This window comes from Catenibacterium faecis (genome assembly GCF_014306455.1).
In the GTDB taxonomy this organism is placed as follows: domain Bacteria; phylum Bacillota_I; class Bacilli_A; order Erysipelotrichales; family Coprobacillaceae; genus Catenibacterium; species Catenibacterium mitsuoka_A.
In genome coordinates this window covers 17,300-31,017 of the sequence record NZ_JACRWG010000002.1, presented here as the reverse complement: position 1 = coordinate 31,017, position 13,718 = coordinate 17,300, and the positions used below count along the sequence as shown (strand labels likewise).

Sequence of the window (13,718 nt, the reverse complement as noted above, 5' to 3'; positions counted from 1 at the left end):
TCATATCCATTCCTTCACAAAACGTAACGCATTGAGATATATTCCACAATATTCATCAATATAATGTTCAAATATAAATAATATCTCTTTAAGTACTGATTCATCTATAGATAATGCATCAACATGGGCAATGGGTGTCTTATATATATGACGTATTGCCTTAAGTGCATCTATAGATAATTCTACATCCTGTGGTGTTTGATGCTTATGGCATACAAAACCACCATCTACAAGCGAAAAAGAAGTGACTGATGTATGTCCACAATGAACACATCCGTCTACTTCTAACTCTATTCCGTTATCTTTCATAATAAAGACAAGAATCAATGCATAAATCAATTTATATGAATATCCTGTATCTATAGCTTTTAAAGCATCTACTAAGAATGTATAAGTCTCTAGATCAGGTTTATTTTCAGGAACATAGCGATAATAGTATTCTAATAAGCATTGTGCTAGTATATCTGTTTCTATATGATCCTGGATATGTGTATAATACTTAATTCCTGAAGCACGTATAAGAGATGATAATCCTTTGCGTACATTTAGCTCAAATAAGCTTAACGTAGAAGGTGTGACACCACGCGCATTTTTAGAATTGATTTTTTTAATTCCTTTTCCATAGACTGATATTCTACCATAGTCATGTGTATAAATAGAAAGTATTGCATCAGATTCTTTTGAAGGAGTTATTTTAAGTACAACCCCTTCTGTTTTCTCAATATTATGAGTAGTCATCCTGGTTATAACCAAATTCCTTTAAGTACTGTGCTTTATTACGCCAGTCTTTTTCTACTCTTACAAAGAGTGAAAGTTTAACAGGTACACCCGCAAAACGTTTCATATCACGTCTTGCCTGGTCTTTGATCTTCTTGATCATCGTACCCTGCTTACCAATAATAATACCCTTCTGACTCTTTCTATTCACAATAATCACAGCCATGATATCTATTCCATTTTCATCTTCAATCCACTGTTCAATTTCTATCGCCACATCATGAGGAATTTCATCATGAGTGAAATAAAGAATCTTTTCACGAATAAATTCAGCCATAATGAACTGTTCTGGATGATCTGTAATTGTATCTTCTGGATAAATAGCTGGTCCTTCTGGTAAATCCTGTTTGACAGTCTTAATTAATTCATCTACATTATCCCCATTAAGTGCACTAATTGGAATGATTTCCTTAAAGTCCATCATCTGATTCCATTCAATCAGTTTATCCATTAATTCATCTTTAGAAAGAAGGTCTGCCTTATTTAATACAAGATAGACTGGACATTCTGCTTTCTTTAACCTTTCTACAATAAAGCGGTCTCCCTTACCAATACGTTCATTGGCAGGTTCAATAAATAAAATCACATCAGTTCCTACAATACTATTTAAAGCTGTTGTATTCATAAATGATCCTAAGCCATCCTGTGGCTTATGAATACCTGGTGTATCTACAAATACAATCTGTGCTTCATCATCTGTATATACACCTTGAACTGTATTTCTTGTAGTCTGGGCAGTAGGTGATGTAATCACTAATTTTGTCTTTAAAATATGATTTAATAAAGTAGATTTTCCTACATTAGGACGTCCTACAATACTTACGAAACCTGATTTATAACTCATAAATCCTCCTCACTAAAACTTCTAGGTAATAATTCATAGATATTAGTCACTTCATAGTGATCTCTTGCACCTAATACAATAGGTGTATCAGATTTCAAGAGTTCACTTAATACCTGACGACATGAACCGCAAGGTGAAATCAATGTCGGTCCATCTCCAACAATCGCAAGTGCTTTAATATCCTCTTTACGGTAGCCTTGGCAATAAGCCTGAAATACTGCATTACGCTCAGCACACATTGTAGAGCCATAAGCTGCATTCTCAATATTGGCACCATAAATCATCTTGCCATCATTGAGTTCACAGCAGGCACCTACTTTAAAATGTGAATAAGGGGTATATGCATTCTCTCTTGCCTTAAATGCTTCATCTACAAGATATTGATAATCCATTAGGCTTCCTCTCTTTCAATGCTTAAAGCACCTAGGATTTGATCCTGTAAGCCAAACATTTCTTTTTCTTGTTCATCTGTCATATGATCATATCCTAACAAATGAAGAATACCATGTGTAAATAAGAAACACATTTCCCTTCTTAAAGAATGACCATATTCTTCTGCCTGCTTCTTAGCATGATCTACAGAAATAAAAATATCTCCTAAAGTTCTAGGCATACCTTCTACATAAAATTGATCATTATCTTCCATTGCGAAACTGATGACATCAGTAGAACGATCAATATGACGATATTCTCTATTAATTTCATGTATTCTTTCATCATCTACAAGAACACATGATACTTCTACATCATCTTCAATACCTAAAGTCTTTAAAGCCTGTTCAATAATAGCTGTAAAATCCTGTTCATAATTATTTTCAAAGTTCTCTACTTCATTATCAAATACAAAATCTATATTCATTAATATCACCCTTTCTCGATGATTTTTCCTTTTTCCATTATAACATAGTCATATCCCATGTTCATGATTTTTTTATCATGTGAAATCACCATAAATAACTTTTCTTGATATGTTTCAAACAAAGTTCGAATGATGATTTCTTTACGTTCAAAAGAGAGATGACTGAGGGCTTCATCAAGAATATAAATATCTCCATCACATAACAATGCACGGGCAAGTGAAAGAATCTGTTGTTCTCCTAATGATAAGGGAAGCCCCTGAGATGTGATAGGTGAATCTCCTAGTTCAATCAATCTTTCTCCTGTTAAGGAAAGTAATACATGAAGTATACGTTCTTCATCCTCACAATTCAATACTTCTTTGATAGAACCAGGTATAAATGATTCATGTTCTTCTACAAGAATGATATGTTTCTTTAAAGAATCCTGATTGATGTCTTTTAAATGCTTGTTATTAATAAGTATTTCACCACGATAATGTGGATCATTACCTTCTAGTAAATAAGCTAATGTAGATTTACCTGAACCATTATCTCCAAATATAAAGAAAGAATGATTGATTTCTAAATCAAGGTGATTTAAGACAGGTTCATGGAAGCCATAAGCATAACTTACATTATTCATATGAATAGTATGAATTGGTTCTTCTATCAACAGCTTACCTTGTACGACTGGTGTTGTAAGTTCCTTATATTTCTCATAAAGTACTGTACTTTGAGAATATTCTACTAAAGTAGTACAGAGATGAATAAGGGGAATAAGAATCATATTATAAACCATATAGAATAGAATCAATTCACCCATACTGATACTCTTATTATGATAGAGGAACAATCCTACAAATAGTATAAGTGCTTCTCCAAGTATTTGGATCATATGCATACCAGTAGAGAGTGTTAGTGAGAATTCTTCCTGATCCTGTTTATGATTGGCTTCATTCTCATAGTAATGTTCATATCTTTTAAGCCATTGATGTTTTCCATAATATCTCTTTCCTATTTCTCTTTGATCTAAATAATCAATGAGTGCATGTTCTGATTCAATATGTGCTGCGATATAGTCTTTATAGAGTTCTATAAAATGTTTACTCTTAAAATAAACAAAGATACCTAGAATAACTAACACAATAATAAGTACTAATGATAATTGCGTAGAAATCAGCAATAAACCAAGTAGTTCTAATACAATAGAAACAAGATCTACATAGAAGATACTAAAATAGGCAATACAAAACTCACTTAACTGATAGAAATCCATGATTTGTGGATGGAGTGTTCCTGTATCTCCTTTATGATCCATTACTTGACTAATACTTGTATAAACAAACTCTTTATCAAAAGCACGTGTGAGAAGGATACTTTTCTTTTCTTTTGTCTTTTCTATTCCAATCTTTATTAAGCCGATAATAAAATAAGCACCTGATACAATCATTAATACCACAATAGGTGTTTTAACCTTCATATAATCAATGAGTGATGCATAGATAAGTGATAACACATAAGAGAATAATGTGATAAAAAATGTATAGCTTCCTAGTTTTCTAATATCTTTATGATAGAGTTTCTTGATTCCCTTTAAGAACTGTTTAAATGTCTTATTCTCATATTCAAAATAGCGCCCAATATGTGTAATAGATACAACATTTTCTGTATAAATTGATGTCAGTTCTTCTTGATCATAGACCACAATACCATGGGCTGGATCACCAATAATATACGTATCTCCCTTGATTTCATAGAGTACTACAAAATGACCTATACCATCTTCTATTGTATGTAAGATACAAGGTAAGGTGATATGTTCTTCTATGTCTTTTAAAGAAGCATGATAGGCTTTTGCTTCTATCGCATAGGATTTCAATGTTTCTACTAAACCTTTAATAGTCGTTCCAGTATGATCCATACGTGCTTTTCTTTTAATATTGAGTGTGTCTTCTTCAATATCATAATATTTTAAAATCATCTTGATACAATAAACGCCACAGGATACTTCATCATCCTGAAGATATATAGGATATTTACGCATATAAAAAAACCTCCCACTTATTTATTCCTTCATAAGTGAGAGATTTCTTAATATTTTATCCTAAAACTTTTCTAAGTTTAGTAATAAATTCATCAACATGTTCTTTTGTGATTATTAGAGGTGGTAATAAACGAATTACCTTTTCACCAGCAGTTACTACAATAACACCTTCATCAAGTAATGCCTGGACATATTTCTTAGCTGGGACATTTAATACAATTCCCTGCATTAATCCTAAACCTCTATGTCCTACAACACAATCATAGTCTTTGACTACTTTATCTAATTCTTCTAAAAGATATTCAGATACTTCTTTACAGTTTTCTACAATTGAATCCTTCTTTAAGATATCAAATACAGTAGAGACTGCAGCAGTCACAAATGGATTACCTCCATAAGTACTTCCATGGTCTCCTGGTTCCATTGCCTTCGCAAACTTTGCATTAGCTACAAATGCACCTACTGGTACACCACAACCAATACCTTTTGCAAGACAGACAATATCAGGTAAGATATCATACTGGAAATAAGTCATGATTGTTCCTGTTCTTCCCATACCACACTGTACTTCATCAAGAATAAGACAGATATCTTTTTCATCACAGATTTGTCTTAATCCCTGTAAAAATTCTTTTGTGCAAGGATTGACACCACCTTCACCCTGTACTGGTTCTACAATAATAGCGCCTGTACGATCAGTAAGTAGTGCTTTAACGCTTTCTAAGTCGTTTAAAGTGGCATATTTTACACCTTCCATCAATGGACCAAAAGCCTGCTGATAATGAGCATTACCAGTTAACTTAACAGAACCTGTAGTACGTCCATGGAATGACTGATGGAATGCGATGACTTCACTATCAGCCTTATGGTGTTTTAAGAAATAGTATTTACGTGCAAGCTTTAATGCCCCTTCAGTTGCTTCTGCACCTGAGTTACAGAAGAATACCTTTGAAAGACGAGTTGCCTCCACTACTTTCTTAGCTGCTTCAATGGCAGGAACAGTATAGAAATAGTTAGAAACATGAGTTAATGTCTTTAACTGCTTTTCTACTGCTTCTACATAGGCAGGATAACCATATCCAAGAGAATTGACACCAATACCACTATAGAAATCTAAGTATTTATTACCTTCTGTATCATAGAGATATACACCTTCTCCATGATCTAAAACAGTATCATATCTACCATAAGCATGAAGAAAATACTGTTCTCCTTCTTCATAATACCCCATTACTGCTCCTCCTGATAATTCAAAATAATTTTCATATACATATCCACAACAGACTGTAATACAGATTCATTAAAATTAAATGTACCTGTATGGAGTCCACTCTGGAATTCCTTGGTTTTAGTACCGACAAAGATAAATAGACCTTTTACCTCTTTCTGATAGAAAGAGAAATCCTCAGCAAGCATGAGTGGTTCATCTAATTCTTTTAATGAAGTAATTGATGAGACATAGTTAAATAGCTTTTTATCATTGATGACAGCTGGATAGAATGGTGGACAGCTCCACTCAATTTGACATCCATAGGCTTCTTCAAAACCTTTATTAATACGTCCTATAGAATCTGTGAGATGAGCAAACATTTCATCACTATAACAACGTACTGTGCCATGGAATTCTGTTTCCTTAGCCACACTATTACGTGCTGTACCACCATGAATTTCTCCAATATTCATAATAGCTGGATGGAATGGTGTCTTCATTCTTGTCAGAATATGCTGGTATTCATTAATTAAAGAACAAGCAATAAGTAATGAGTCTACACCTTCATGAGGTAAACCTGCATGAGCCCCTCTTCCTATTACTTTTACATCTAATTCACCACATTCAGCCATTAAACCACCTGGTTTAGAAGCAATCACACCTTCATCTAATAAAGGCATCAAGTGAATACCAAAAATAGATTCTACATTAAACTGTTTTAATAAACCTTTTTCACAGACAATACGTGCCCCTCCAGGAGATTCTTCAGCTGGCTGGAAGATTAAAAGAATATCATAAAGAATAGGTTCTTTATTCTCTTTTAAAGCCTTCGCAAAGCCTAGAAGTGCAGTCATATGGCCATCATGTCCACATGCATGCATGATTCCTTTATGGGTAGAGGCAAAGTCTACACCTGTTTCTTCATTGACAGGTAAGCCATCAATATCTGTTCTAAAAGCCACTGATTTACCATAGCCATGATCAATAAAGACATAAAGTCCTGTTTCTAATAATGGCTGTGGCTGATACCCCATCTTTTCTAGTTCTGCTTTTAGATAAGCTGTTGTTTGTGTCTCTTCTAATCCTAGCTCAGGAATCTGATGTAGATCCCTGCGCCATCTCTTTAAATCATCCATGATTAGATCTTTCTTAAATCATCCATTAACTGAGTCTTATCTTTTGTCTGGTCGTCTTTTTCTTCTTTCACAATACGAGCTGGGTTACCAACTACTACTGCACCTGCTGGTACATCCTTAGTAACGATAGAACCCGCACCTACGACAGCACCCTTGCCAATTCTTACACCTTCAATAACAACCGCATTGGCACCAATTAATACGTCATCTTCTAAGACAACTGGGTTTGCTGAAGGGGGTTCAATAACACCTGCAAGCACTGCACCTGCACCAACGTGACAATGTTTACCAACTTCAGCACGTCCTCCAAGTACTGCACCCATATCAATCATAGAACCTTCACCAATCTTAGCACCAATGTTGATAACTGCACCCATCATGATAACTGCATTATCTCCGATAGTGACATGTTCACGGATAAAGCAGCCTGGTTCAATACGAGCATTGATATTTGTCATATCAATCATAGGAATCGCACTATTACGACGATCCTGTTCCATATAAGTTTCTGTAATCTTATCTTTGTTTTCTTCTAAATAAGCACGGATTGCATCTAAATCTCCAATACAGATTTTTGAATCTTCTGTACCAAACATCTTGAATCCTTCAGCCTGAGGTAAATCATGACCATTGATATATACCTTGACTGGTGTTTGTTTTTTCGCATTTCCAATATACTGGATAATTTCTTCTGCAGTTTTAAGCATAGTCTTCCTCCTTTAATGTACCTTCAAAAGTAGTCCTTGCAGGACCTGTCATAAATATCTTCTTATCACGGAGTTCAATCTGTAAATGACCCCCTAATAATTCTACATCCACTTTCTCATCACACTTGTTGTTGAGATAACTTGCATACATCACAGCACATGCGCCTGTACCACAAGCCATTGTTTCACCACTGCCTCTTTCCCATACACGCATCTTTAGATGTTCTCTATCAACAACCTTTACAAATTCTGTATTGACTGATTCAGGGAATAAAGAAGCATGTTCAAACTTAGGACCAATTGCTTCGATATCAAAATCAAGTGTATCTACATACTGGATGACATGCGGATTACCCATAGAAACAGCTGTACAATAATATGTATTGCCATCTATTTCAATAGGTGCATTCACCATCTCTACCTTAGAATAATTCACCGGAATATCAGAACATAGAGTAATTGGTTCACCCATATCTACACAGACACTTGTTACCTTTCCATCTTCTACATTCAATTCACAAGTTCTTATTCCTGCAAGTGTTTCAATCTTCAATGTTGTCTTATCAGTTAAGCCTTGATCGTATACAAATTTAGAAAAGCAGCGGATTCCATTTCCACACATCTTTCCTTCACTACCATCAAGGTTGAACATACGCATTCTGAAATCACATGTTTCACTTGGTAAGATGATAATGACACCATCACTGCCAATACCTATATGACGATTAGATACCTTCTTGATAAATGTTTCATCTGTTGGAACATTCTGATTGATTCCATCAAAGTAAACATAATCATTCCCGATACCTTCCATTTTCAAGAATTTCAACATTTTCTTTTACACCTTTCTTGTTCATACTCTGAACTTAATGAAAGTATAACACAAAATTATCATAGTGACACTAACTAATATTTATACAAATTATCGTAAGAATCGATGATCATAATCGTCTTCTCATCAATCATAGTAAAGAGATATTTCACAATATCACGATGTAAGGCAACACATCCCATTGTATAGTCATGAGTGCCAAAACAATGAAAGAAATACGCGCTGCCCTTACCTTTAATACATTCTTTATTATAGTTAAAGAAAGCAGTATATTCATAAGGCTTAGTATAATCTATCAAATGTTCATCATTTTCTTTTGTACATTGTGTATGATCTCTTACTTTTTCATCCACAAACTCATTATAATATTGTTCACCACACCAATAATCATCTTCAGTAATCTGATGATAATCCATCTTTGTACCAGGATCTGGCGCAATACCCATGAGTTTTCCAAAGGTATATTCACCGATCGGAGTCTGTCTTGCCCCTTCTTTTCCTTCACCCATGCCTCTTTGTCCAATAAGTGCTGGTGTTTCTAAGACAAGCTCCCATTTTTCTTCTTTCTTATAATAATAGAATGTCGCATGACTTGTATCATAATGATCAACACAAACCAAAAAGAGCTGATTTGTTTTCTTTGATGCTTTTAAAGAATCTATATCCATATAAATCCCTCCCTTCATCATTATATGAAAAAACAATCTGAAAATACAATTCCTTTCAGATTATTGACAAAATCAGATATTTAAAACTATCTATAAGACCTGTTGAGCTTTTCACAGGTCTTTCTTATCAAATCGATGAGTCATTTCTATTATTACATCCCATTTATAAGAAACAAAAAAGTCGCAAGACCACAAATTTTCTTCATTGGAGTGTGGACACTTACGACATTAACTATATATTCAATTTTGTATACTAACAGTCTAGAAAAGATAGTTTTTTATGATTCTCTTTTTAGTAATGTCTAGCATAATATTCATCAAATGTTAATTGACTCTCTTCTACCTTTTTAGCTAAATCCTTACCAACATAGCGAATATGCCATGATTCATAATGATACCCTGTCAAATCTTCTTTATCCTTTGGGTAACGTAGAATGAAACCATATTGACTTAATTGACTTAAAAACCAGTTATAGCAAGGATGATTAACAACATCCTCATATTTGTATTGATCTAAAGCAACATCAAGTCCTAGACCTGTTGTATGCTCACTATGACCAGGACGTGAACATGTTTCATCGGCCTTTGCAACATCGTAGGTTGCTACCATATGATTATAAATTTCTTTTTGCCAAGGTGTAGAACGATAGCCAGAAGTTACATATAACTCAAATCCCTTTTGATAACAAGCCTCTTGCAAAGCAATAAAATCATCATATAAGACTTTTCGAGCAGTATGTTTACTATAGGGAAGACCATACTTCTTAGCTCTATTATTGATTTCTACAAGATCATCAGGCGCATAGTTTTCATCTAACTGATAATATTTATTCACAATTGTATGTAAATCATTAGGATGTTCTTGTTTTATAATATGATCATAGAAAGCATAATCACGATTCATATTTACAAGTGTAACAATCTCTTCTTTCGTTAGATGAGGATGCTTACTTTTATATAAATTATAACGTTCTTTGTATTCTGGATGTTCATAACTTATAGTTTTTATTTTTTTCTTTACAGATTTTTCTTTAGGCAAGAAACAGAAAAAACAGATCAATAATGCAAAAATAAGTGTTACTAATAGAATTCTCTTCTTTTTCATAGAACAACCCCGATTTCTTCTTGTTAATCATTTATTTAAACAATATACCGTTACAACATTTTTACTAATACCAAAAGATAAGACTGCTCACATTAGTTTATCATCAATATGAAAGGAACTATATGAAAATACAGTTCCTTTATTTATGTGAACTACCTCGACTTAAAACTCCGTATTTGAAGTCAAGGCTTCTAGGATGCTTATGCATCCGTTTAAGAAGTTTGATATTTAAGTCTCCACCTATTGCTAGGCAATCCTTATTCTTATAGGCGTGTCCACTTCGCCTCTACTGTATAGGATGTTTACATCCACAACGCTACTTTTACGCATGATATTTAATGCCCCATTCACATCTGCATTCAGAACTTGTCCACTCGCTGTTCTATACTGTCCACGATGTATTCTCTTTCCACTGAAATGGTGTTCTTCAGTATCATCACTCTTATAGACTGGTATTACATCCTTATCCCAGAATCTTGCTTTTGATGTATAGGACTCCTCCTGCATTACAAGTGTGATGCCATTCAGTTCACAGAGATATTCAAGCTTATCTCTCAGCTTCCCATATGGAATATTGACGAAAGTCTGATTGTTTCTTCTGCCTATGTTGGAATCCTTCTGAAAGGTTTCATTATAGCCCACAACAAGAGTTCCGATATCATGATCGATACAGTAATCAATCACCCTGCGTGCAGTCTTGTTCATGTAGTCATTTATTCTATTGTTACGCCTGCGTGCTAATGCCTTCTGTCTGTTGGTCGGCTTCCTGCCATAGTCCTGCTTATCCTTGATGGACTGTAATCTTGCATTTTTCTTGTTGAACCACTGGTTAATGGACTTCAGTCTTCTTCCATCGATGATGAATGTCTCACCTTTACTTGATACTCCAGTGACAAGATTATTGATACCAAGGTCTAATGCCAGTGCATTTGTTGTATTGAGATTCCTTTGAATGCATTCAGTTTCATAGATATACTGAATTTCAAAGAACCTGGCATCTGCCTTTGGTATGATACGTATTTCCTTCACTTTCTTATCAAGCAGTATAGGTGGAACAGTAATCTCAACAGCCTTATGTGTCTTTCTGAAGCTGTTTGAATATGGAAGTATGAGCTTATTCCCTTTAAGTCTTACAAATCCAATGACAAGTGTAGTATATCCATCCTTGGGAAGATAGCGTGGAAGTCTGCAGTCCTTAAGTGCATGCTTTCCCTGCGTTGCCTTTTTAAGAAGACCGAAGAATGATTTGAATGAACCATCTACTTCCTTCAGTATCTGCTGTGCCATATTGGAATTAAGCGTTCTATAGTTATCAGACGACTTCAGAAGTGCATAGTTCTTCTCATAATTGAGATACTTGCCTTCTGCAAAGTAATGCTGTCTGATGTTATAGATTGCCTGATTAGTGAGGTTCTTTGCAATATGACATAATTCCTTGATGGAACGATAGTCTTCCTTGGACAGATGCTTTACCTGCTGCTTGACTTTAAGATATATAATCTCCTTTCTGTAGATTTAGGAAAAGAAGTTTCCTATATGTATTATACTATTTCTTACTCCAAATTTCTCTATCAGATGCATTAACGGCATTCATCCTCCACCTATATTCTATATTGAGGTGAGGGTTTTCTGACTGTTTTTTAGATAAAATAAAAACTCTGGTAAACCAGAGTTATTTTCAAATGGGGCGGCTGATGGGGATCGAACCCACGAAATGCCGGAGCCACAATCCGGTGTGTTAACCGCTTCACCACAACCGCCATATCTCTCGTAAGAGACAAGTAAGATTATATACAAGTGTTAATGGTTTGTAAAGAGAAAATTTGACTTTTTTTAAAGAAATTTAAAATCCCGAGATTGCCCCGGGATTTGTATCTTATTTAGTCTTATGAATAAACTTAAATGTGAATGCTGAACCTAATGCAGCTTCATATACAATACCTGTATATTTCTTGTTCTGTAATGATGCAGCACCCTTCTGGAATACTGGTAATACAGCATATTCACTCATACAGATATCTTCTGCCTGATAAAGCATCTGCCATCTCTTCTTAGCATCTCTTTCAGTAGTAGATGTCGCAATTAACTGGTCATATTTCGCATTGTTATATTTACCATAGTTATTTGAATTACCTGTAGAAACAAGGTTCAAATAAGTGATTGGATCAGGGAAGTCAGGTCCCCATCTTGCACATGAGATATCAAAATTGTCTGATTTCTGACGTTCTACACGGTCTTTCTTAACAGTTGCAACCATTTCGATATCTAAACCTTTAAGTTTTTTGAAACATGCCTGTAAATATTCTGCTTCAGTATCTGCAGGTGTTTCATCTGTACCATAAAGTAATCTTAATTTTAATGAAGAAACACCAAGTTCTTTTAAGCCTTGATCAAAAGCAACCTGTGCTTCTTTTAGATTATACTGAGTATAATCTTTACCTTCTGAACGATATTCTTTACCATCTGGTCCATAAGTGAAATCAGCGCTTACAAAACCATCTGCTTCTCTAGAACCATCCTTTAAGACTTTATTACATAAGTCTTTACGATCAATTGCTAGAGATAATGCTTTACGAATATTTGTATTCGCAAGAGCCTTGTTGTTGAAGTTCAAATATAAATAATACATATAACCCTGTTTGAACTTTACAAGACTATCTTTACCTTCATACTTATCAACTAAAGCTGAGTTAATAGTCGCAAAATCAACTTTACCATTATCAAATGCTGCAGCTGCAGTCTTAGGATCTTGAACAAGATACATATTTAAACCATCTAGTTCAATCTTATCTGCATCATAGTATTTATTATTCTTTTCAAAAGTAATCTTATTAGACTTAGTCCACTTAGTTACCTTGAATGGACCATTCGCAAGTAAATACTTCGCATCAGTAGCATATTTAGAACCACACTTTTCAACAAATTTCTGATTCTGTGGATAGAAGCATGGGAATGTCATGATTTCTAAGAAATAAGGACATGGCTGAGATAAAGTAACCTGTAATGTTTTCTTATCCTTTGCTTCAACACCTAGTTCCTTAATCTTATCACCAGCAGTTGTACCAAGTTCAGCGAGTTCATCTGCATTCTTAATACATGCCCCTTCTTTACCAAAGATATAGGCATAGCTACCTGCATTCGCAATTAGTTTTCTCCATGAATAAACGAAATCATCTGCAGTTAAATCATCACCATTAGACCATTTCGCATTCTTTCTAATAGTAAATGTATAAGTTAATCCATCATCTGATACCTTATAAGATGATGCAGCAGCTGGTACAAGCTTTGTACCACCCTTTGCAGTAATATCCATGAGTCCTTCACTAAATGCATGAATCGCATTAAATGATACACCATCATCAGATACACTTGAATCTAGAGATGTTACATCTGCTTCACTTGAAAAGTTATAAATCGCTTTATCGTCGGAAGTAGAACCACATCCCACTAACATAGAAGCAGCCAAGGCTGCTGCCACTATAATCTTGAGACTTTTCATAAAAATCCCCTCCATTTATAATCTTTATAAATATTATTATACGCTAAAACACTTTCT

The 13,718-nt window shown here is 34.5% G+C and carries 13 protein-coding genes and 1 tRNA gene; all 14 read right to left on the bottom strand.

The annotated features are described in order from the left end of the window. Nucleotides 1-738 carry a DNA repair protein RecO gene (gene recO / locus H8909_RS01165; RefSeq protein ID WP_187011527.1) on the bottom strand — a complete coding sequence of 246 codons (738 nt, stop codon included), beginning with the start codon at nt 736-738 and terminating at the stop codon, nt 1-3. Continuing rightward, on the bottom strand, nt 725-1,621 hold the full coding sequence (gene era / locus H8909_RS01160) for a GTPase Era (protein ID WP_129981093.1): 897 nt from the start codon (nt 1,619-1,621) through the stop codon (nt 725-727). Before era ends, recO begins: the two co-directional genes overlap by 14 nt. Next, nucleotides 1,618-2,013: a cytidine deaminase gene (cdd, locus tag H8909_RS01155; protein ID WP_187011526.1), complete on the bottom strand. Its 396-nt coding sequence runs from the start codon at nt 2,011-2,013 to the stop codon at nt 1,618-1,620. The genes era and cdd overlap by 4 nt, the downstream gene beginning before the upstream one ends. Beyond that, nucleotides 2,013-2,480: an rRNA maturation RNase YbeY gene (ybeY, locus tag H8909_RS01150; protein WP_187011525.1), complete on the bottom strand. Its 468-nt coding sequence runs from the start codon at nt 2,478-2,480 to the stop codon at nt 2,013-2,015. Before ybeY ends, cdd begins: the two co-directional genes overlap by 1 nt. 5 nt (nt 2,481-2,485) lie before the next feature. Continuing rightward, nucleotides 2,486-4,504, bottom strand: coding sequence for a cysteine peptidase family C39 domain-containing protein (locus H8909_RS01145; RefSeq protein ID WP_187011524.1), 2,019 nt, complete (start codon nt 4,502-4,504; stop codon nt 2,486-2,488). Between the two features lie 55 nt (nt 4,505-4,559). Continuing rightward, entirely contained in the window at nt 4,560-5,735 is a 1,176-nt protein-coding gene (locus H8909_RS01140) for an aspartate aminotransferase family protein (RefSeq protein WP_187011523.1), read from the bottom strand. Next, nucleotides 5,735-6,850 carry a M20 metallopeptidase family protein gene (locus tag H8909_RS01135; protein ID WP_187011522.1) on the bottom strand — a complete coding sequence of 372 codons (1,116 nt, stop codon included), beginning with the start codon at nt 6,848-6,850 and terminating at the stop codon, nt 5,735-5,737. The genes H8909_RS01140 and H8909_RS01135 overlap by 1 nt, the downstream gene beginning before the upstream one ends. Before the next feature lie 2 nt (nt 6,851-6,852). Beyond that, a complete protein-coding gene (dapD, locus tag H8909_RS01130; RefSeq protein WP_117460214.1) occupies nt 6,853-7,557 on the bottom strand; it encodes a 2,3,4,5-tetrahydropyridine-2,6-dicarboxylate N-acetyltransferase in 705 nt (234 codons plus the stop codon). Beyond that, entirely contained in the window at nt 7,550-8,389 is an 840-nt protein-coding gene (gene dapF, locus H8909_RS01125) for a diaminopimelate epimerase (RefSeq protein WP_117460212.1), read from the bottom strand. Before dapF ends, dapD begins: the two co-directional genes overlap by 8 nt. A gap of 74 nt (nt 8,390-8,463) precedes the next feature. Further along, nucleotides 8,464-9,057, bottom strand: a complete 594-nt coding sequence (locus tag H8909_RS01120) for a L,D-transpeptidase family protein (RefSeq protein ID WP_158546373.1) — start codon at nt 9,055-9,057, stop codon at nt 8,464-8,466. Between the two features lie 292 nt (nt 9,058-9,349). After that, complete coding sequence (locus tag H8909_RS01115) at nt 9,350-10,162, bottom strand: M15 family metallopeptidase (RefSeq protein WP_187011521.1); 813 nt, start codon at nt 10,160-10,162, stop codon at nt 9,350-9,352. Between the two features lie 246 nt (nt 10,163-10,408). Then, the gene (locus tag H8909_RS01110) at nt 10,409-11,626 is read right to left on the bottom strand and encodes an RNA-guided endonuclease InsQ/TnpB family protein (RefSeq protein WP_238928189.1); all 1,218 of its coding nucleotides are present in this window, start codon (nt 11,624-11,626) and stop codon (nt 10,409-10,411) included. Nucleotides 11,627-11,845: 219 nt separating this feature from the next. Beyond that, nucleotides 11,846-11,922, bottom strand: a tRNA-His gene (locus tag H8909_RS01105). 116 nt (nt 11,923-12,038) lie between these two features. Then, nucleotides 12,039-13,661, bottom strand: coding sequence for a peptide ABC transporter substrate-binding protein (locus H8909_RS01100; RefSeq protein WP_238928185.1), 1,623 nt, complete (start codon nt 13,659-13,661; stop codon nt 12,039-12,041). Between the last annotated feature and the right edge of the window lie 57 nt (nt 13,662-13,718).